Here is a 20,924-nt window from a genome sequence, read left to right on the forward strand (position 1 = left end):
ATGGCGCTGAACTTCCACGCCCGCCTGACCGCCGACGGCAGGCAGGCCCAGGGCGAGATCAAGAGCACCGCGGACGAGCTGCGCAGGCTCGACACGGCGCTCCAGGGCGTGGAATCCGAAGGCCGCGACGCCGCAACCGCACTGGCGTCGGTCGAGGCCAAGGCCGCGACCACGGCCGCGCGCCTGACCGACACGGGCAGCGCGGCACGTGGGGTGCAGCAGACCCACACGCTGGCCGCCGGATCCGTCGGCAACCTCACCGCGCAGTTCAACGACCTCGGCGTCATGATGGCGGCCGGCCAGAATCCGCTGCAGCTGGCCCTCCAGCAGGGCACGCAGATCACCCAGGTGATCGGCCCGATGGGCGCCGCCGGTGCGGTCAAGGCGCTGGGCACTGCCTTCATGGGCCTGCTGAGCCCGGTCAACCTGGTGACGATCGGCGCGATCGCGGCAGGCGCGGCGATCGTGCAATGGCTCACGAGCAGCGAAGACCAGGCCAACGAGCTGACCGATGCGCTGGAGGCTGCGCGCGCAAAGACCGCCGAACTGGAGCGCGACAACACCCGGATGCTTCGCGGCTTCGCCTCAACGGAAGAGTTGGCACTCGCCGATCAGGTTGAAGCAGCGGCCGCAGAACTTGCGCGCGTTCAGGCTCAGCTGACTGAAGAGGAGGCCGCGCGCGGCCGGAGGCTCGGGCTCGACATCGTCGCGGAATACGATGCGCAAGTCGCTGCGGCACGCGCAGAGCTGCAGGACGCCGAGAAGAAGCTGGCGAACCTCCGGGAACAGGCCGCACTCAACCAGGAACTGAAGGCAGCACAGGAAGGAATAAAGTTAGCCATCAAGGACGGCCTCTCCGCGCTGATCCAGACCGGCGTTCAGTGGCAAGAAAACCGTGCGACTGCCCAATCCCTCCTGCTGGATTTGCAGGAACAGAACGAGCTGAAGCGCATCGCGCTGCAGCATGGCGAGGACAGCGTCGAGTATGCAGATGCCCACGCTGCGGCCGAACGGCGGGCGTTCGAGGCGATCCTGGACACGGTCAACGTCTCCGAGGCGCTGAAGGACGAGTTGCGCGCGGCGTTCGAGCAGGGACTGGCGCTGTCTCAGCTCGATGTCTCGTCGCGGATCTGGGACGGCGCCAACGCCGCATCGGCCATGGCGGCAAATCTTGCCGGGGCAGTGGCACAGATGGGTGCCCTGGCGCAGCAGTCGATCGCCAGTTCCGGCGCTCGCGCCCGCCGGTCGCAGATCCTGCTCGATACGGTCGGCAACCCGGTGGATCGCGCGGGGTCCCTGGCGGTCCAGGACTACCGCGAGCAGCTGGACGACGGCGGATACGGGCTGATCTCCAGCGGACGCGCGGAGCAGCTCGCCACCAACGAGAGCGCGATCCGGCAGGAAGCGGAACACGCCGAGGCTCTGGCCCAGGCCGCGCAGTCGGCCGAGGCCGAGTACCGCAAGCTGCAGACGGCGGTGAACGGCAGCGGACGTGGCGGCGGCGGGCGGCGCGGCGGTGGTGGCACGTCCGAGCTCGAACGTCAGAAGAAGGCGGTCGAAGATCTGATCAGCAGCCAGCACGACGAGCTGGCGATCCTCCGCGAAACCGACCCCGTCCAGCAGGAGATGATCCGCCTGCGCGAGACGCTCGCCGGGGCCACGGCCGAGCAGCGCGCCGCGATCGAAGCGAACATCGCCACCATCTCGGCCGAGAAGGCCGCGCAGGAAGAGATCGGGCAGATCCGCGACCAGGTTGGCGGCGCCGTCTCGGACCTCGTCCCGTCGCTCGTGCAGGGCGGCAACGAGGCGGCGGAGGCGTGGGAACGCTTCGGCCAGACGCTGCGCGACATCGCGATCCAGGCGCTGATCGTGGAACCGCTGCTCCGGGCGCTGGGGCTCTCCACCGGCAGCTCGGGTGGCGGCATCCTGAAGCTGCTCGGTCTGGCAGAGGGCGGCGATCCGTTCCGCCCCGCGGGCATGATCCATGGGCGAGGCGGACCGAAACAGGACGGCCGCGTGATCGCCGTCAGCCCGGGCGAGTTCATCGTCAAGGCCGAGGCCGCGAACCGCAACCGCGCCATCCTCGAGGCCATCAACGCCAGCGCACCCATTCCCGGCTTCGCACAAGGCGGGTTTGTTTCTGGCGGCGCCGCCGGCGGCATGATGGTCCTGCAGACCCAGATCATCGACCAGTCCTCGCGCGGCCTCGACATCCGCGAGGAGAGCGAGCCGATGCCGGGCGGCGGGCGCCTGCAGCGCTTCGTCGTCAGCGAGGCGGTCGACGATTCCGCGAACTCTCCTGGCACCGCCTTCGCGCGCACTCTGGCACGTCGCGGCCTTCCGCCCAAAAGGACGCGCCGATGATCGCCGAATGGCCCACCGAGCTGCCCCGGCCGCTGCGTCGCAACTATGGTGCGCAGACACAGGACGGCCGTCGGCGCCGCGCCACCGAGGCGGGGCCCCCGCGGTTCGCCCGGCGCTATTCCAGCGTGGCGCGCCGGCTGGACCTCGCGGTCGTGCTGGACCGCGAACGCTGGGGCATCCTGAACCACTTCTTCACCGAAACCCTGGCCGGCGGCTCGCTGCCCTTCTGGATGCCCGATCCTTGGCTGGACGGCACGCCGCTGCTGGACGAGTCCGGCGCGCCGTTGCTGGACGATGCCGGGACGCCACTGCTGATCGCCGCGCAGCTGCTGTGTCTGTGGGGCGATGAACCCCCGCTTGAAGGCCCCGTTCAAGGGGTCTCCATCACGGTCGCCTTCAGCGTCTGGGACATGCCATGAGCCGGCTAGTTTCCATCACCGCCCGCACCCACGCCGAGGCGCAGTACAGCGACGAGGTCGAGGTGCTGCTGATCCACATCGATCACCCGGAGCTCGACGCGCCGATCCGGCTGTCCAGCGACCCGACCGAGCGGCTGACAACGGATCCGCTGACCTACGGCACGCGGTCGGCGTGGAAGGACAGCGATCCCGCGACGGAGCCTTTCCGCTTCATCATGGCCAGCTTCGAGATGCCCGGCGACCAGGAAGACGCGCCGGCCGCCTTCGGGATCACGATCGACCTGTTCGACGCGACCCTGGTCAAGGCGGTCCGCTCGTTCTCGACCCGGGCGACGGCCGCGCTGGCGGTTGTGTACGCCTCGGCCCCCGACGCGGTCGAGGTCGAGTACCACGGCCTCGAGGTCATCGCGGCCGACTACGGCACGCAGGTCGTGATCGGTGCCTCGCGCAAGCCGATCGAAGAAGAGGAAGCCGTCGCACACCGCATCACGAAGGCCCGGTTCCCGGGGATGTTCCGATGACGATCGACTGGAGCGCCTATGTCGGCCTGCCGCACCGCGACCACGGCCGCGATCGGAACGGCGTCGATTGCTGGGGCCTGCTGCGCCTGGTCTACGCCGAGCAGCTGGGCATCGATCTGCCCTCCTATGCCGACCGCTACGCCGACACGGCCGAGCGTGCCGCGCTGGACGCCCTGCTGAGCGATCCGGATTGCCGCGCACCCTGGGCGCCTGTCGCGGCCGCGCGCCCCTTCGACGCGCTGCTGTTCCGTGCCGGCCGCTACGCCCAGCACGTCGCCGTCGCGGTCGATGCCCGGCACATGCTGCACGTCCACGCGCGCACCGCGTCGGTAATCGTGCCCGTTGCCGACCAGCCCTGGGGCAACCGCCTGCTGGGCACCTTCCGCCACGAGGCCATGGCATGAGCATCCGGGTCATCCGCACCCGCGCCTTGCCCGACCAGGCGCGCCACGGCTTCGAGATCGAGGCGACGGTGACCGTGGCCGAGATCATCGACCGGGCTTTGCCGAACGCTCCGGAGACCGTGCTGGACCGGCTGCGCGTGACGCTGGTCGCCGGCGATGGTCAGACGGCCATGATCCCGCGGCTCTGGTGGGGTCGCGTCCGGCCGCATTCCGGCACCACGGTGGTGATCCGGGTCGTGCCGGGTGAACTGGTCACGATGGCGGCCGCGTACCTGACACACCTTGCCGGGACGGCGTATTTCGCAGCCACGGGCGCGTTCCTGAGCGCCGCTGCCGTCAACGCCATCTACTTCGGAAGCATGGCGGCGATCGTCGCGATCGGCGGGGCTCTGATCAACGCGCTGACCCCGCGCCCCGAACTGCCCGGCGGTGGGCGCGACCCCGAGGCCGAGTACAAGATCGACGGCTGGAAAAATCGCGCTGCGCCCGGCGACCCGGTGCCGCTGCCCTTCGGCCATATCCGCGTGGCGCCGGTCTTCGCCGCCCGGCCCTACACCGAGATCGTCGGCGACGACCAGTATGTCCGCACGCTGTTCCTGCTGGGCTACGGCCGGCTCGACGTGTCGGACATCCGCATTGGCGACACCCCGATCGAGAATTTCCAGAACGTGGACTACGAGGTCCGCGAGGGCGCGCCTGACGATGAGCCGGTCACGCTGACGTCGCAGCAGGTAATCGAGGAGGTCGTCGGTGTCGAGCTGAACAAATCCGCTGGGCCCTGGGCCGGATCGACGGCACGCAGCAGTGTCCGCGCCAGCCTCGTGATCCATTTCCCCGCGGGCCTGATCCGGAACGGCGAGACCTCGGACAACACTTACAGCACTTCGGTCACGCTCAGGATCCGCCAGAGGCAAGACGGCGGCGAGTGGCAGCTCGTTCACGACCTGAGGTACAAGGCGAAGAAGCGGGATCCGTTCTTCAGGCAGTACACGTGGACGTTGCCGCATCGTGGCGCCTGGGACATCGACGTCGAGCTCGTCGATGGCAGAACCGACCGCTACACGCAGAACACGGTCGTCCTGTCCGCCCTCCAGAGCATCCGGCCGGAATACCCGATCGCCACCGACGTGCCTCTGGCGCTGCTGGCGGTGCGGATCCGCGCCAGCCACCAGCTCAGCGGGTCGCTCGATAGCGTCAACGCGCTGGTCAAGCGCCACGCGCTTGAATGGGACGGCGCGGCGTGGATCACGGGCCTGCCGCGCAACCCGGCCAGCGCCTTCATCCATGCGCTGCAGGGCGCCCATGCGGTCTTTCCGGTGGAGGATGCCGGGATCGACTTCGACGCGCTGGCGGAGTGGTTCGACTTCTGCGTCGCCAAGGGCCTGCACTACGACCACAACCGGGCGAAATGGGGATCGCTGCGCGAGCTGCTGATCGAGATCGCCAAGGCCGGCCGCGCCAGCCCGCGCCACGACGGCGTGAAGTGGTCGGTGGTGATCGACCGGCCGGCTGCACACGCGATCGACCACATCCACCCGCGCAACAGCCAGAAGCTGCGCGGCCGGCGCATCTACGCCGACTTCCCCGACGCGATCCGGGTGCGGTTCGCGGACGAGGAGAACGACTATCAGGAATCGGAGGTGGTCGTGCGCTGGCCCGGGCATGTCGGCTCGATCGACGTGATCGAGGAGTGGCAGGCGCCGGGCAAGACCAACGCGCAGGAGATCATGCGCGAGATCTATCGCGACATGCAGGTGGCGATCCATCGTCGCGATCGCTGGATGGTCGAGCAGGATGGCCTGGCGCGCGTGGCCACGCGCGGCGACACGATCCGCCTGTCGCACGACGTGCTGAGCGACGTGCAGGCCGCCGCCCGCGTGCTCGAGGTCCGCGACCGCCTGATCGTGCTGGACAGCGAGGTCCTGATGGAGGCCGGCACCGATTACGGCGTCCGCTACCTGGACTTCGACGAGTCCGACCCGGTCGGGCAGTCGGTCCTGACGGCGGTGCAGACCGTCGAAGGTGTCACGCGCGCGCTGCACGTCACGGGCGAAGGAGTGCCGGCGGTCGGGGCCTTGATCGTGTTCGGCGTGCTGGGCGAGGAAAGCGAGGAGGTCCTCGTGCTCGATGTCGAGCCGGGGAAGGACGGCATCGTGCCGATGACGCTCACGAACGCCGCGCCCGAGATCGACGCGCTGACGGATGCCTACGTGCCGCCTGAATGGGATCCGGTGGTCGGCGAGGTGATCGACGCCGGCGGCCTTCCCGTCGCGCCGGTCTTGGTGGACATCGAGACCGAGGGCGACGAGGGATCCTTCGGAACGACCTCGCGCGCGGTTCTTGTTGCCGCTTCCGGCGATCCGGCCGACACGGTGGCGATCGCCTCGATCACCTTGCGCCACCGTCTGGCCGGGGCCGGCACATGGGCCGAGGCCACGATCCCCGGCGCGTCGGGCACGGCCACGCTGACCTATGACCTAGGCGACGAGATCGAGCTGCAACTGGTTGCCGTCAATTTTGCGGACGGGGCCGGCGCGGCGTCGGATATCGCCGCCTACACCGTCGGCGACAGGGTGCCGTTGCCGGCCGCGCTGGACCTCGACAGCATCGAGGTCGCCGGCGCGATCGGCCACGCGGTCTTGTCGCTGGCGCATTCCGATCCGGCCACCACCGAGATCGCAGTCTTCCGGACGCCAAACGGGGGCACGCTGGACACAGCGACCGACGAGGTCCGGCGCGTCGAGGCCACGGCCGGATCGACCGTCGTCATCGTCGACGGCGACAGCACGCGCTCGCAGATGCTGGGTGCCGGCATGTCGTCCTGGACCGCCGGCGGCGGCTGGACGATCGCCGGCGGCGAGGCAACCCATACGCCCGGCTCCGAATCCACCCTGTCGCAGGCGGTCACGCTGGAGGCGGGCCAAACCTATCGTGGCTACATCACGGTTTCCGGCCGCACCGCCGGCAGCGTCACAGCCCGGCTGGCTGGCGGCACGGCCGTGGCCACGGATCCGATCACGGCCGATGGTCAGACGCTGATCGCGCTGGAGGCGGCGCCCGGCAACGACCGGATCGAGATCGTCGCGACATCGGATTTCGACGGCTCGATAGAGGCGGTGCTGCTCTACCGCGAGAGCGCCGGCACCGCGCCGCAGGGCGCGCAGGACTATCGCTTCGCCGCGATCAACGCTGAGGGCGTCGGCAGCGCGCCGAGCTCGGCTATCACCGTCACGATCATCTGAGGAGAACAGGCATGGCAGATGGCATTCGCGTCACGGACACGGGAACTCTAGCCGGGCTGGATCACGTGCTGACGATCTACCAGGGGTCGGTCGGGCGACTGTCGTCGACCGGGCTCGGCACGATCCTCGCCGCGTCGGGGCCTGTGGCCGAGGCGATCACCGCGGCCGCGAACGGGCTCAACAGGCTTGCACCAGCGAGGGTGGCATCGACCGCCAACCTGACCCTGAGCGGCGCGGCGACGATCGACGGCGTGGCGGTGGCGACCGGCGACCGCGTGCTGGTGTCCGGGCAGAACGACGCGACCGCCAACGGCGTCTATGTGGTGGACACGGCGGGGGCCTGGGCTCGCGCCACCGACGCCGACAGCGACGCCGAGATCGCGCTGGCGATCTGCCACGTGCTGGAGGGCGACACCTACACGGGCACGACCTGGCTCGTGATCGGGTCGCCGTCGATCGGGTCGGACGAGATCGAGTGGCGGCAGATGGCCGGCCTCAACAGCTCGGAGACACTGGCGGCGCGCGCCGCGGCAGCGGAATCGGCGGCAACAGCCGAAGGGGCAGCCGAGATCGCGCAGACGGCGGCGGGCACTGCCGGCACGGCCGCCACGACCGCCACCGGGCAGGCGGACCTCGCAAACGACCATCGGCTGGCCAGCGCGTCCAGCGCGGCCGACGCGAGCGTGGCGAAGTCGCAGGCCGAGCTTGCCGCGCTGTCGGCGGGTGCGCCTCTCTACACCGAAATGCCCGCGGACCTGAGCGGCGTACCGTCGCCTTTCTACGTGAATGACACGGTCGGCCTGAAGGTCTATACCCACGACGGATCAAGCGAGACGCACGAGGGATGGATCGGCCGGGTGAAGTTCGCAACTCCAGCTGAGCTGTTCGCTTACGGCGGCGTCCTGGGTAGCCCGGGCCTCGAGATCGAGGCCGGACCGTGGCGATACGAGATCGTCTCGTCCGGCGAGATGAAGACGACGGCGGGCGGCGACGGGATCAAGGCGCAGCCGAGCGCAGGCGGGATCTACGAGGTCGAGCAGCTGGGCGGCGCGCCGGACGGCGTGACGGACAACGCGCCGCTTGCGAACGCGCTGCTGGCGCAGATCGCGGCGGATGGCGTGGGCACCCTGCGCTTCGCTGGCGCCGGCACCTATCTCATGCGCGTGACGGGCGACCATCCCACTGCGGCCGGGCACAAGGTCTGCGCCCACATCACCGGGTCCAACACTACAATCGTCGTCGAGGAAGGCGCCACCGTGAAGCTGGCCGACGGCGAGCAGACCGACGCGACCGGATCGGTCGACCTGTTTGGCGGCGATCTTGCGCTCGGCGGCATCCGCTTCGTGATCCACGGCCGGCTGGACAACAACAAGGGCGGCCAGACCGGCTGGACCGGCGGCTACGGCCAGGCCGGCGCGGGCGGATGCAACATCCTGATGAAGGGGCTGACGCCCGGAGGTCACTATGCCGTGAGCGGCAGCGGCGAGCTGGGCGGCTGCTACGCCAATCCGATCGACATCGGTGCGTCCGCGGCTATCGCGGAGGATGCCCGGTTCCACCTCGGTGGTAATCTCCTGTTCCGCAACTGCGGCGAGGGGCCGGAGATCATCGGCTTCGGGCGTGTGGAGGTCACATCTGGCCGGTACGTGATCGACGACGGGTCGGCCACGGCCGGCGACTGCCTTGAGATCGCGCGGTGCGGTGAGGCCGTGGTTCACTACTTCGAGGCAGAGGCTACCAACGGCAGCAGCATCCCCGGCAGCCTGTTCGAGTTCTACGGCACGCGTGTCGCGACGGTGCACAGCTTCCGGGGCGTCGGCGTTGGCGACCTTTGGGGGGTCGGGTCTCCCACCGGCGGGCCGGGCGCGGGTCAGTTCCCGGTAACGACCGTGCGCAATGGCTACTTCGCAGACCAGAGCCTCGCCAACGTCCTGTGGGACAGCTACCAGAGCGCGGCCAACCCGAACACGCTGACACTGGAGAACGTGGAGATCCGCAACTGCGGCAACCTGTTCAACATCATCGGTGACGATACCGCCGGCCCGCTTGTCTTCCGCAACGTTCGCGCGATCGGCTGCAAGGCCGGCGTCGTGAGCGGGTCCCGGAAGCATATCTGGCACGGCGGGGGCAATGTCGATTCCACCGACCTCGGGTTCCGTTTCCAGGCTTCGGCGAACAACCAGACCCGGAACATCGACTGGCGCGATCTCGACTTCACCGGATCGGCGCTGCGCAACCAGGTAGGCGCGCTCACCTACACCGGCTTCAAGCTCAAGGGCAGGATGATCCGATGCGCGGTCAGCGCATTCAACAGGTGGCCCCTTGCGGATGCCAATGTCGATTACACCGAGTGCGAAATCACGGGCTGCACGCCCGACACCGAAACCGGCACCTCGGAAGCGATGGGAGCCTTCGCACGGCGCTACGTCCGGCAGGCTGGCGGCGGTGCGGTCATGGACGAGGTGCGCAACCCCTGCGCCAACGCCGTCCTCGAGGTCGTGAACAACCGGGGGGACGTGATGACGCTGGAGCACAACAGCCCGACGGACGGCGTGCCCTTGTTCAACAAGTCCGGGGTGAACGACACGCTCGCGGACCAGGTGTCGCGGACCTACCGCTACCGAACGGAGACCGAAGCCGCCACGGCTGGCTACTACGAGGTCTGAAGGTGAAGCCGCATATCAGCGGCCGTTCACATGGGGGCAAAGCGGCCGTTCGACGGCCCTTCAAACGGGGCTCGATCCCGCCGTTCTGAAAATCGCGTTGCTGTAAAAGACTGTGTAATTCACTGCAAAGATCTTCGTCACGCTACAAACAACAACAGAGTTGCCATCGACCGCTTAGGCAGCAGAACCGCCGAAATTTCGCATGGAGCGAAATTTTACCGTTTGATAAAAAAACGACTCGTGGCAGGCTTGCTGGAAAGAAACACAGGGAGACGCCATGACCAGCCGCCACGCAACCGGCCCCCATATCCCCGGCATCGCCGCGGGCCGGATCGACGCCGCCACGCTGCACGAGAACTTTGCCGACCTGCACGCGGCCTATGACCCGCACGAGGCCGCGGTCGCCGCGGATCGCTGCTATTTCTGCCATGATGCGCCGTGCATCACGGCGTGCCCGACCGCGATCGACATCCCGCTGTTCATCCGCCAGATCGCGACCGGCCAGCCCGAGGCCGCGGCCAAGACGATTTTCGAGCAGAACATCCTGGGCGGCATGTGCGCCCGCGTCTGCCCGACCGAGACGCTGTGCGAGGAAGCCTGCGTGCGCGAGGCCGCCGAGGGCAAGCCGGTCGAGATCGGACGCCTGCAGCGCCACGCCACCGACAGCCTGATGGCGCGGCAGGGCCACCCGTTCGCCCGCGCTGCCGCCACCGGCAAGCGCGTGGCGGTGGTGGGCGCCGGCCCCGCGGGCCTGTCCTGCGCACACCGGCTGGCGATGCACGGCCACGACGTCACGATCTACGAGGCGAAGCCCCGCGCGGGCGGCCTGAACGAGTACGGCATCGCCGCCTACAAGGCCACGAACGACTTCGCCGCGCGCGAGGTCGAGTGGCTGCTCGGCATCGGCGGCATCACGATCGAGAATGGCAAGGCGCTTGGGCGTGACATCACGCTTGAAAGCCTGCGCGCGGACTACGACGCCGTCTTCCTGGGCCACGGCCTGGGCGGCGTGAACGGCCTCGATGCCGAGGGCGCGGACCGTGCGGGCGTCGAGGATGCGGTCGATTTCATCGCGACGCTGCGCCAGTCAGACGACCTGACCTCGCTGCCGGTTGGCAGGCACGTCGTGGTGATCGGCGGTGGCATGACCGCCGTCGACGCGGCGGTGCAGTCCAAGCTGCTGGGCGCCGAAGAGGTCACGCTGGCCTACCGGCGCGGCCGCGACCGCATGGGAGCCAGCCGGTTCGAGCAGGACTTGGCCGCCTCCAAGGGCGTGCGGCTGCTGTTCAACGTTGCACCCCGTGCGGTGCACGGCAACGGCACGGTCCGCGAGATCGAGTTCGAGTACACCCACGAAGTCGACGGCCGCCTGCAGGGCACCGGAGAGACCGTGCGCCTGCCCGCCGACCAGGTGTTCCGCGCCATCGGACAAAACCTGTCCGAGGATGCGGGCCTCGACCGTGCCGGCGGCAAGATCGCCGTCACCGGGCCGGGCCGCACCTCGATGCAGGGCGTCTGGGCCGGCGGCGACTGCACGCCCGGAGAGGACCTCACCGTGGTCGCCGTGGCCGAGGGCCGCGACGCGGCCGAGGACATCAACGATGCCTTGGTGGGGTAACACCCTTGCTGCCCTCACGATTTTGGACTTGAGCGCGATCCTCCTGGTGGACACGGGCTTAGCGGTGAGAGTGGCAACAGGAAAGAAGGAAGACCTGGTACAGGTGGCTGTTTTGAACTGCCGATACGTTTGGCGTTTTCGGGTGGTCGACGTTCAGTTCCCCTTTGACAAGCACGGAACCAACGGTCGTTCGGACTGCCCGTTCATTTTCACCGGCCTGCAAGCCGCAGTGCCCTCATGAGAGGAAAAACAACATGGCCGATCTGACGACAGATTTTCTGGGCATCACGTCGCCCAACCCGTTCTGGCTGGCTTCGGCGCCGCCCACCGACAAGGAATACAACGTCCGCCGCGCCTTCGAGGCCGGCTGGGGCGGCGTGGTCTGGAAGACGCTGGGCGCCGAAGGCCCGCCTGTGGTGAACGTGAACGGCCCGCGCTACGGCGTGATCCACGGCGCCGACCGCCGCGTGCTGGGCATCAACAACATCGAGCTGATCACCGACCGCCCGCTCGAGGTGAACCTCGAGGAAATGGCGCGCGTCAAGGCCGACTACCCCGACCGCGCGCTGATCGCCTCGATCATGGTCCCGTGCGAGGAAGCCGCCTGGAAGGCGATCCTGCCCCGCGTGATGGAGACCGGCGCCGACGGGATCGAGCTCAACTTCGGCTGCCCGCACGGCATGGCCGAACGCGGCATGGGCAGCGCCGTGGGCCAGGTGCCGGAATACATCGAGATGGTCACCCGCTGGTGCAAGACCTACTACGACCGGCCCGTGATCGTGAAGCTGACGCCCAACATCACCGACATCCGGAAACCCGCGCTGGCGGCCAAGAACGGCGGCGCCGACGCGGTGAGCCTGATCAACACGATCAACTCGATCACCTCCGTGAACCTCGACGCGATGGCGCCCGAGCCGATGATCGACGGCAAGGGCACGCATGGCGGCTATTGCGGCCCGGCGGTGAAACCCATCGCGATGAACATGGTGGCCGAGATCGCGCGCGATCCCGAGACGCGCGGCCTGCCGATCAGCGGCATCGGCGGCATCACCACCTGGCGCGACGCGGCCGAATTCATGGCGCTGGGGGCCGGCAACGTGCAGGTCTGCACCGCGGCGATGACCTACGGCTTCAAGATCGTCGAGGAGATGAAGCGCGGGCTGTCGGCCTGGATGGACGAGAAGGGCTACCGCTCGACCCACGATTTCATCGGCCGCGCGGTGCCGAACGTGACCGACTGGCAGTACCTAAACCTCAACTACGTGACCAAGGCGCAGATCGACCAGGAGGCGTGCATCAAGTGCGGGCGCTGCTACGCTGCCTGCGAAGACACCAGCCATCAGGCGATTGCGATGTCGGCCGACCGGACCTTCACCGTGAAGGACGACGAATGCGTGGCTTGTAACTTGTGCGTCGACGTCTGCCCGGTCGAGAACTGCATCACGATGCAGGAAATGGCCGCAGGCGCCGTGGACCCGCGTACCGGCAAGGTGGTGCAGGACCAGTACGCGAACTGGACGAGCCACCCCAACAACCCGGCCGCAGTCCAGGCCGCCGAGTGACGATCGGGCGCGGCACCCCCGGGGTGCCGCGCCGCCCTGCATGGAACCCCGCTACCGCCCGCCCGGTTGAACCGGTCGAAAGCGGAGGAATTTCATGCTTCTCGATCTCCATCGCCATGACCTTCACGGCCCGCGATGCTGACCGCTCTATTGATCGCCGCGGTGTTCGTGCTCGCCACGATCGCGCAGTACTACGCGCTGCGACACACCTCCCGGATCGTCCATCCGGTGCAGGGATCGGCGCGGGCGGTGACGATATCCGTCACGACGCTAAGCCTGGGGCACCTGCTGCAGGGCGGGATCTATGCCAGCGGGGCCTGGATCGGAGACCAATGGCTGGACCTGGGCGGGCTCAAGTTCTCCGACCCCGACAAGACGGCAACCTTCCTCGATCACTACTACTATTCACTGGTCAATCTCAGCACGCTGGGCCGCGGGTCAACGACGCCCACAGGCGGGCTGCGCCTGATGACGGCCGTCGAGGCGTTTCATGGCTTCCTGCTGATCACCTCGTCGGGCACATACATGTTCCAGGTTTCCGCCGGAAAGGCACCCTTCGCGCGCGACGGCTAGGCCGGGGATCAAGCGGGCGACAGCATCCGGCGGAACAGCGTGTCGAGATGCGCGGCGGCACCGGGAAACGGGTCATGGTCCTCGCCCATCACCGCACGCACCTGCACCTCGAAATCCGCATAATGCTGCGTGAGCGCCCAGATCGAGAAAATCAGGTGCACCGGGTCGACCGGCGCGATGCGCCCCGCGTCGATCCAGCCGCGGATGATGGCGGCATGGTCTTCGACCATCTGTCGCAGGTGGGTCTGCAGCATCGGCTTCATGTTCGGCGCGCCGCGCAGGATCTCGTTGGCGAACAGCCGGCTTTCGCGCGGGTAGTCGCGCGACAGGGCAAGCTTGCCCTGCACGTAGGACAGGATCTCGGTCAGCGGGTCGCCGTCGGGGTCCATCGCGCCCAGAGGGGCAAGCCACGTGTCGAGCAACCCGCGCAGAAGCGCCTCGTGGATGGCGTCCTTGGAGGGGTAGTAATACAGCAGGTTCGGCTTCGACAGGCCGGCGGCCTTGGCAATCCGGTCCAGCGTGGCGCCGCGGAATCCTTCCTGCGAAAAGACGTCGAGCCCCGCCTCCAGGATCGCCTCGCGCTTGGCGCGCTGGATGCGGGTTCGGGGTTTCACCGCGGCGCCTTTCGGCTTTGCCGGAATTTTCGTCATCGCCGCCCGCCCTCGCCCGCCAATCGTGCAATCGCCCGGAAATCGAGCCTGCCGCTTGACCGAATCCGGTCCCGTGGTAGCGTCCGTTTTACCGAATGGTCAAATAAGACGAAAGGCTCGGCGAGCAACGACCGGGCGAGCGACAGGAGAGATGCATGGCAGCGCCAGCGGCGAACATGACGGTCAACGGCGACCGTCTCTGGGACAGCCTGATGGAAATGGCGAAGATCGGCCCCGGCGTGGCGGGCGGCAACAACCGCCAGACCCTGACAGACGCCGACGCCGAGGGCCGCGCGCTGTTCCAGCGCTGGTGCGAGGCGGCCGGCTGCACGATGGGGTTGGACCAGATGGGCAACATGTTCGCCCGCCGCGAAGGCACGGACCCGGATGCCCTGCCCGTCTACGTGGGCAGCCATCTGGACACCCAGCCCACGGGCGGCAAGTATGACGGCGTGCTGGGCGTGCTGGGCGGACTCGAAGTGGTGCGGTCTCTGAACGATCTGGGCGTGAAGACGAAGCATCCGATCGTGGTGACGAACTTCACCAACGAGGAAGGCACGCGTTTCGCCCCGGCGATGCTGTCCTCCGGCGTGTTCGCGGGCATCCACAGCCAAGATTGGGCCTACGACCGGGCCGACTCGCAAGGCAGGCGCTTCGGCGACGAGTTGGAGCGTATCGGCTGGAAGGGCGAGGAAGAGGTCGGCGCGCGCAAGATGCGCGCCTTCTTCGAGCTGCATATCGAACAGGGCCCGATCCTCGAGGCCGAGGACAAGCAGGTGGGTGTCGTCACCCACGGCCAGGGCCTCAGCTGGACGCAGGTCACCGTCACCGGCCGCGATGCGCATACCGGAAGCACGCCGATGCCGATGCGGAAGAACGCGGGCCTTGGCATGGCGCGGATCCTCGACAAGGTCGACCAGATCGCGTGGAGCCACAAGCCGCACGCCGTCGGCGCGGCGGGCCATATCGAGGTCTTCCCGAATTCGCGCAACGTGATCCCCGGCAAGGCGGTGTTCACCGTCGACTTCCGCTCGCCCGACCTGTCGGTGATCGAGGACATGGAGCAGCGCCTGCGGACCGAGGCGCAGGCGATCTGCGACGAGATGGGGCTCGAGGTCGAATTCGAGAAGGTCGGCGGGTTCGACCCGGTCGCCTTCGACGAGACCTGCGTCGCTGCCGTGCGCGACGCCGCCGAGCGTCTCGGCTACAGCCACATGAACATCATCTCGGGCGCGGGGCACGACGCCTGCTGGATCAACCGCGTTGCCCCCACCGCGATGATCATGTGCCCCTGCGTCGACGGGCTGAGCCACAACGAGGCGGAGGAGATCAGCAAGGACTGGGCGAAGGCCGGCGCCGACGTGCTGTTCCATGCGGTTGTCGAAACTGCGGAGATCGTGGAATGAGGGCGCCGCTGTCCTGCCTGCTCGCCGCGGTCGCTCTGGCCGCCTGCGACGCACCATATACTGCATCGAACGAGGTTCCCGCGCAGGTGCTTGCGGCGCTTCCCGACGATCTGTCGCCACGCGCGGTGGGGCAGCAAGCCGACGGCTGCTGGTTTTATGTCGTGGGAGGCGATGCGATCGTGCCGCTCGAAGACGCCGACGGAAACCGGGTCTGCACGTGAGCGGACCGCGCAAACACACTGCTCTGCGGGCTGCTGTCCCCGCCGGCCGATCGGGCCTTCTGGACGGCCAAGGAAATTGTATCAGGGGAGGAATTCAATGAGCACCGTCATCAAGAGCGGAACCATCGTCACGGCCGACATGAGCTGGAAGGCCGACGTGCTGATCGAGGGGGACGTGATCGTCGAGATCGGCGAGGGCCTGAAGGGCGAAACCGAACTCGACGCCACCGGCTGCTACGTGATGCCGGGCGGGATCGACCCACACGTGCACCTGGAAATGCCCTTCATGGGCACCTATTCCAGCGACGATTTCGAAAGCGGCACCCGCGCGGGTCTGGCCGGCGGCACGACCATGGTGGTCGATTTCTGCCTTCCCAACCCCGACGGCCAGGGCCTGCTCGACGCGCTGCAGATGTGGGACAACAAGTCGACACGCGCCAATTGCGACTACAGCTTCCACATGGCCGTGACGTGGTGGGGCGAACAGATCTTCGACGAGATGCAGACCGTCGTGCGCGACCGCGGCATCAACACGTTCAAGCACTTCATGGCCTACAAGGGCGCGCTGATGGTGCAGGACGACGAGATGTTCGCCAGCTTCCAGCGCGTGGGCGAACTGGGCGGCATCGCCATGGTCCATGCCGAGAACGGCGACGTCGTGGCCGACCTGTCGGCGCGCCTGCTGGCCGAGGGCAACAACGGCCCCGAGGGGCACGCCTACTCCCGCCCTCCGCAGGTCGAGGGCGAGGCAGCGAACCGCGCGATCATGATCGCGGACATGGCCGGCGTGCCGCTCTATATCGTGCATGTCAGCTGCGAAGAGGCGCACGAGGCCATCCGCCGCGCCCGCCAGCAGGGCAAGCGCGTCTGGGGCGAGCCGCTGATCCAGCACCTGACGCTGGACGAGAGCGAGTACTTCAATCAGGATTGGGACCATGCAGCGCGCCGCGTGATGTCGCCGCCTTTCCGCAACGCCAAGCACCAGGAAAGCCTGTGGCACGGGCTGATGTCCGGCTCGCTGTCGGTGGTGGCGACGGACCACTGCGCCTTCACGACTGACCAGAAGCGCTATGGCGTGGGCGATTTTACCAAGATCCCGAACGGGACCGGCGGACTCGAGGATCGGATGCCGATGCTGTGGACGAACGGCGTGGGCACCGGCCGTTTGACGCCCGAGGAGTTCGTGGCACTCACCTCGACCAACATAGCGAAGATCCTGAACTGTTACCCGCGCAAGGGCACGATCCGCGTGGGCAGCGATGCCGACATCGTCGTCTGGGACCCGGAGAAGGAAAAGACCATCACCGCTTCCAGCCAGCAGAGCGCGATCGACTACAACGTGTTCGAGGGCCAGCACGTGAAGGGCCTGCCGCGCTTCACGCTGACCCGCGGCAAGGTCGCCGTGCACGACGGCGAGATCCGGACCGAGGAAGGTCACGGCAAGTTCGTCAAGCGCGCGCCGAACACGCCAGTGAACAAGGCGCTGTCCACATGGAAGGAACTGACCGCGCCGCGGCCGGTCAAGCGGTCGGGCATCCCGGCAAGCGGGGTCTGATCGCACCATGTCCGCAGCACCCGCCATGGCCCAAGCGCCAGAGCCAGCCGTCATCCGGGCCGATCACCTAGACCTTACCTTCCAGACCGACGACGGGCCGGTGCATGCGCTGCGCGACGTCACGCTCGACATCCCCAACGGCGCCTTCGTCAGCTTCATCGGGCCATCGGGCTGCGGCAAGACCACGCTTCTGCGCTGCATCGCGGCGCTGGAGACGCCGACCGGCGGCAGCCTGACCGTCAACGGCATGACCGCCGACGAGGCCCGCCGCGCCCGCGCCTACGGCTACGTCTTCCAAGCCGCAGGGCTGTATCCCTGGCGCACGATCGGCGGAAACATCCGCCTGCCGCTCGAGATCATGGGGTTCTCGAAGGCCGAACAGCGCGAGCGGGTGGCTCGCGTGCTGGACCTGGTCGAACTGTCGCAGTTCGAGAAGAAGTTCCCCTGGCAGCTGTCGGGCGGGATGCAGCAGCGGGCATCCATCGCCCGCGCGCTGGCCTTCGACGCCGACATCCTGCTGATGGACGAACCCTTCGGCGCACTGGACGAGATCGTCCGGGACAGGCTCAACGAGGAACTGCTGCGCCTCTGGGACAAGACGAACAAGACCATCGCCTTCGTCACCCATTCGATCCCCGAGGCGGTATACCTGTCGACACATATCGTGGTGATGTCGCCGCGGCCGGGGCGGATCACCGACGTGATTGAAAGCCCCCTGCCCAAGGAGCGCCCGCTGGACATCCGCGACACGCCCCAGTTCATCGAGATTGCCCACCGCGTGCGCGAGGGCCTGCGCGCGGGGTACGAGGAATGACCGACGCGACCGTCGCCACACAGGGCGCCATGCGCCGCTGGCCGCGCTGGCTGAGCCTGCCGCCGGTCCTGGCCATGGTGCTGGCGCTTATCGCGATCTGGTACGTGGCGGCGGTGCCGATGAACGTGCACGAGGTCCTGACCCGCGCGGAACGCGCCGGCATCGCCGTCTCGCCGGATTCGGCCGTGCTGCGGCGCGACATGTCCGCCCTCGCCCTCGTGGCGCGCAACCCCGGGACCTTGGGCGAAAGCTGGAGCCTCGACCGCCCGCGCCTACCCGCCCCGCACCAGGTGCTGGTCGAGCTCTACGACTCGACCATCGTCGAAGAGGTGACCGGCCGGCGCGGCATCGTGCGGACCGGAAGCCTGTCGAACCGAAGCCTAGTCTACCACGGCTGGGTGACGCTGAACGCGACCTTCGTGGGCTTCCTGATCGGCACCGCGCTGGGTGTGGTGCTGGCGGTGGGCATCGTGCACAGCCGCGTCATGGACCTGAGCGTCATGCCCTGGGCGATCGTGTCCCAGACCATTCCGATCGTAGCCTTGGCGCCGATGATCATCGTGGTGCTCTATTCCATCGGCATCCAAGGCCTGCTGCCCAAGGCGGTGATCTCGGCCTACCTGTCGTTCTTCCCGGTGGTCGTGGGTATGGTGAAGGGGCTGCGCAGTCCCGGCGCGATGCAGATGGACCTTATGCGCACCTACAACGCGCCGGCGTCCACCGTGCTGTGGAAACTGCGTCTGCCGGCCTCGGTGCCCTACCTTTTCGCCTCGCTCAAGATCGGCATCGCCGCCTCGCTTGTCGGCGCCATCGTGGGCGAATTGCCGGTGCAGCAGGGCGGGCTCGGCGCGCGGATGCTGGCGGGCAGCTACTACGGCCAGACGGCGCAGATCTGGGCGGCCCTGATACTGGCGGCGGCGCTTGCGGCGCTGCTGGTCTGGGCGGTCGGCTGGCTGGAACGGCGCACGCTGGCGCGGATGGGGATGGCGGCATGAGCTACGTGGTCTTCGCCTTCGTCCTCTGGGCCATCGGCTTCGCGATCAACCTTCAGCTTGCCGGCGGCCCGGCGCAACGCAGCGCCGCCGCGCGGCTGGCGATCCCGCTGATCTTCGGCGCCACCCTGCTGGCCATGTGGGAGCTTCTGGTTCGCGGACTCGAGGTGCCGACCGTGATCCTGCCGCCGCCGTCGCAGATCGGCGCGACCTTCGCCGCCAACACGAGCATCCTTTGGGGGGACTTCGTGCAGACGATCCTCAAGGGCGCGCTGAGCGGCTACTTGATGGGTTGCGCCGCGGCCGTGCTGGTGGCGCTCCTGGTCGACCGCTACGACTACCTGCGCCGCGGATTGCTGCCGCTGGGCAACTTCATGGCTGCGCTGCCGATCGTCGGCACCGCGCCGATCCTTGTGATGTGGTTCGGCTTCGGCTGGCAGTCCAAGGCGGCGGTGGTCGTGCTGATGGTCTTCTTCCCGATGCTGGTGAACACGGTGGCGGGGCTGTCGGATACCTCGGCCATGCAGCGCGACCTGATGCGCACCTATGCCGCGTCGTGGCCGCAGACCCTGCTGAAACTGCGCCTGCCGGCAGCGCTTCCCTTCATCTTCAACGGGCTCAAGATCTGTTCGACGCTGGCGCTGATCGGCGCCATCGTGGCAGAGTTCTTCGGCAGCCCCACGCAGGGCTTGGGCTTTCGGATCTCGACCAGCATAGGCCAGCTGAACCTCGGGATGGTCTGGTCGGCGATCGTGGTCTCGGCACTGGCCGGCACCGCGTTTTACGGGCTGGTGGCCCTGCTGGAACGGCGCGCGACCTTCTGGCACGCGTCGCAGCGCAAATGAAGCAGAACCCCGGCGCGAACCGGGGCAGGAACGACAAGCAAAAACACGAGTCCAACGAGAGGGAACTACAATGAAAAAGACGCTCTACGCCGCGGCAGCGAGCCTTGGCCTGGCCGCCACTCCGGCGCTGGCCCAGGACGACGAGGTCACGCTGCAGCTGAAATGGGTGACGCAGGCACAGTTCGCCGGCTACTACGTCGCGCTCGAGAACGGCTATTACGAGGATGCGGGGCTGGACGTCACGATCCTGCCCGGCGGCCCCGACATCGCACCCACCCAGGTCATCGCCGGGGGCGGCGCCGACGTGGTGGTGGAATGGATGCCCGCGGCGCTGGCCGCCCGCGAGAACGGATTGCCGCTGGTCAACATCGCGCAGCCCTTCGCCTCGTCGGGCATGATGCTGACCTGCTGGGGCGACGTCGGCATCGAGGAACCGGCCGACCTGGCTAACCGCACGCTGGGCGTGTGGTTCTTCGGGAACGAATACCCCTTCCTGTCTTGGATGAGTCAGCTCGGTATCGAGACCGACGGCGCGTCCGAGGGATCGGTCGAGGTGCTCAAGCAGGGCTTCAACGTCGATCCGCTGCTGCAGCGCCAGGCCGACTGCATCTCGACCATGACCTACAACGAGTACGGCCAGGTGATCGACGCGGGCGTCTCGCCCGAGGAGCTGGTGACCTTCAAGTACGAGGACCAAGGCGTCGCGACGCTGGAAGACGGTCTCTACGTGCTCGAGGAGAACCTCGAGGACCCGGCCTTCGTCGACAAGATGGCGCGCTTCGTCGCCGCCTCGATGAAGGGCTGGAAGTGGGCCGAGGAGAACCCCGAGGAAGCGGCGATGATCGTGCTCGACTACGACGAGACGGGCGCCCAGAGCGAGCATCACCAGATCCGCATGATGGGCGAGATCGCCAAGCTGACCGCCGGTTCCGACGGCACTCTTGATCCGGAAGCATACCAGCGCACGGTCGAGACGCTGCTAGGCGGCGGTTCAGACCCAGTCATCGCGCAGGAGCCCGAAGGCGCCTGGACGCACGTGATCACCGACCAGGCGCTGAACTGAGCCACGGAA

At 67.8% G+C, this 20,924-nt stretch carries 18 protein-coding genes; 17 read left to right on the forward strand and 1 reads right to left on the reverse strand.

Features of this window, described 5'->3' with window-relative positions:
• The 10 genes from BLW27_RS13195 (at window position 1) to BLW27_RS13235 (ending at window position 13,369) form a co-directional block, all read left to right on the forward strand.
• Window positions 1–2,364, forward strand: coding sequence for a phage tail length tape measure family protein (locus BLW27_RS13195; protein WP_089883861.1), 2,364 nt, complete (start codon window positions 1–3; stop codon window positions 2,362–2,364).
• Window positions 2,361–2,783: a hypothetical protein gene (locus BLW27_RS13200; RefSeq protein WP_089883862.1), complete on the forward strand. Its 423-nt coding sequence runs from the start codon at window positions 2,361–2,363 to the stop codon at window positions 2,781–2,783. The genes BLW27_RS13195 and BLW27_RS13200 overlap by 4 nt, the downstream gene beginning before the upstream one ends.
• Window positions 2,780–3,304 (forward strand): hypothetical protein, encoded by a 525-nt coding sequence (locus BLW27_RS21200; RefSeq protein ID WP_177177898.1) that lies wholly within the window; start codon window positions 2,780–2,782, stop codon window positions 3,302–3,304. The genes BLW27_RS13200 and BLW27_RS21200 overlap by 4 nt, the downstream gene beginning before the upstream one ends.
• Window positions 3,301–3,708 (forward strand): C40 family peptidase, encoded by a 408-nt coding sequence (locus tag BLW27_RS21205; RefSeq protein ID WP_177177899.1) that lies wholly within the window; start codon window positions 3,301–3,303, stop codon window positions 3,706–3,708. The genes BLW27_RS21200 and BLW27_RS21205 overlap by 4 nt, the downstream gene beginning before the upstream one ends.
• Window positions 3,705–6,950 (forward strand): TipJ family phage tail tip protein, encoded by a 3,246-nt coding sequence (gpJ, locus tag BLW27_RS13210; RefSeq protein ID WP_089883863.1) that lies wholly within the window; start codon window positions 3,705–3,707, stop codon window positions 6,948–6,950. The genes BLW27_RS21205 and gpJ overlap by 4 nt, the downstream gene beginning before the upstream one ends.
• A gap of 11 nt (window positions 6,951–6,961) precedes the next feature.
• Window positions 6,962–9,616 (forward strand): hypothetical protein, encoded by a 2,655-nt coding sequence (locus tag BLW27_RS13215; protein WP_089883864.1) that lies wholly within the window; start codon window positions 6,962–6,964, stop codon window positions 9,614–9,616.
• A gap of 277 nt (window positions 9,617–9,893) precedes the next feature.
• Entirely contained in the window at window positions 9,894–11,234 is a 1,341-nt protein-coding gene (locus BLW27_RS13220) for an NAD(P)-dependent oxidoreductase (protein WP_089883865.1), read from the forward strand.
• 28 nt (window positions 11,235–11,262) lie between these two features.
• Window positions 11,263–11,475 carry a hypothetical protein gene (locus BLW27_RS13225; RefSeq protein WP_143042267.1) on the forward strand — a complete coding sequence of 71 codons (213 nt, stop codon included), beginning with the start codon at window positions 11,263–11,265 and terminating at the stop codon, window positions 11,473–11,475.
• A gap of 13 nt (window positions 11,476–11,488) precedes the next feature.
• Window positions 11,489–12,796, forward strand: coding sequence for an NAD-dependent dihydropyrimidine dehydrogenase subunit PreA (gene preA, locus BLW27_RS13230; protein ID WP_089883867.1), 1,308 nt, complete (start codon window positions 11,489–11,491; stop codon window positions 12,794–12,796).
• A 135-nt stretch (window positions 12,797–12,931) separates the two neighbouring features.
• The gene (locus BLW27_RS13235) at window positions 12,932–13,369 is read left to right on the forward strand and encodes an ion channel (RefSeq protein WP_089883868.1); all 438 of its coding nucleotides are present in this window, start codon (window positions 12,932–12,934) and stop codon (window positions 13,367–13,369) included.
• A gap of 8 nt (window positions 13,370–13,377) precedes the next feature.
• Here the strand turns inward: BLW27_RS13235 and BLW27_RS13240 are convergent, their stop codons facing one another.
• Window positions 13,378–14,019, reverse strand: a complete 642-nt coding sequence (locus tag BLW27_RS13240) for a TetR family transcriptional regulator C-terminal domain-containing protein (RefSeq protein ID WP_089883869.1) — start codon at window positions 14,017–14,019, stop codon at window positions 13,378–13,380.
• 155 nt (window positions 14,020–14,174) lie between these two features.
• Here BLW27_RS13240 and BLW27_RS13245 point away from each other — a divergent pair, with 155 nt between their 5' ends.
• From BLW27_RS13245 to BLW27_RS13275, 7 genes are all read left to right on the forward strand, one after another.
• The gene (locus tag BLW27_RS13245) at window positions 14,175–15,425 is read left to right on the forward strand and encodes a Zn-dependent hydrolase (protein ID WP_089883870.1); all 1,251 of its coding nucleotides are present in this window, start codon (window positions 14,175–14,177) and stop codon (window positions 15,423–15,425) included.
• Window positions 15,422–15,646 (forward strand): hypothetical protein, encoded by a 225-nt coding sequence (locus tag BLW27_RS13250; protein WP_089883871.1) that lies wholly within the window; start codon window positions 15,422–15,424, stop codon window positions 15,644–15,646. Before BLW27_RS13245 ends, BLW27_RS13250 begins: the two co-directional genes overlap by 4 nt.
• Before the next feature lie 97 nt (window positions 15,647–15,743).
• Window positions 15,744–17,201 carry a dihydropyrimidinase gene (hydA, locus tag BLW27_RS13255; RefSeq protein ID WP_089883872.1) on the forward strand — a complete coding sequence of 486 codons (1,458 nt, stop codon included), beginning with the start codon at window positions 15,744–15,746 and terminating at the stop codon, window positions 17,199–17,201.
• A 7-nt stretch (window positions 17,202–17,208) separates the two neighbouring features.
• Window positions 17,209–18,015: an ABC transporter ATP-binding protein gene (locus BLW27_RS13260; RefSeq protein ID WP_245710874.1), complete on the forward strand. Its 807-nt coding sequence runs from the start codon at window positions 17,209–17,211 to the stop codon at window positions 18,013–18,015.
• Window positions 18,016–18,044: 29 nt separating this feature from the next.
• Window positions 18,045–19,010: an ABC transporter permease gene (locus BLW27_RS13265; RefSeq protein ID WP_089883902.1), complete on the forward strand. Its 966-nt coding sequence runs from the start codon at window positions 18,045–18,047 to the stop codon at window positions 19,008–19,010.
• Entirely contained in the window at window positions 19,007–19,852 is an 846-nt protein-coding gene (locus tag BLW27_RS13270; RefSeq protein WP_089883874.1) for an ABC transporter permease, read from the forward strand. Before BLW27_RS13265 ends, BLW27_RS13270 begins: the two co-directional genes overlap by 4 nt.
• A 70-nt stretch (window positions 19,853–19,922) precedes the next feature.
• Window positions 19,923–20,915: an ABC transporter substrate-binding protein gene (locus BLW27_RS13275; RefSeq protein WP_089883875.1), complete on the forward strand. Its 993-nt coding sequence runs from the start codon at window positions 19,923–19,925 to the stop codon at window positions 20,913–20,915.
• Window positions 20,916–20,924 lie beyond the last annotated feature (9 nt).

This window comes from Citreimonas salinaria (assembly GCF_900107235.1).
Taxonomy (GTDB): domain Bacteria; phylum Pseudomonadota; class Alphaproteobacteria; order Rhodobacterales; family Rhodobacteraceae; genus Citreimonas; species Citreimonas salinaria.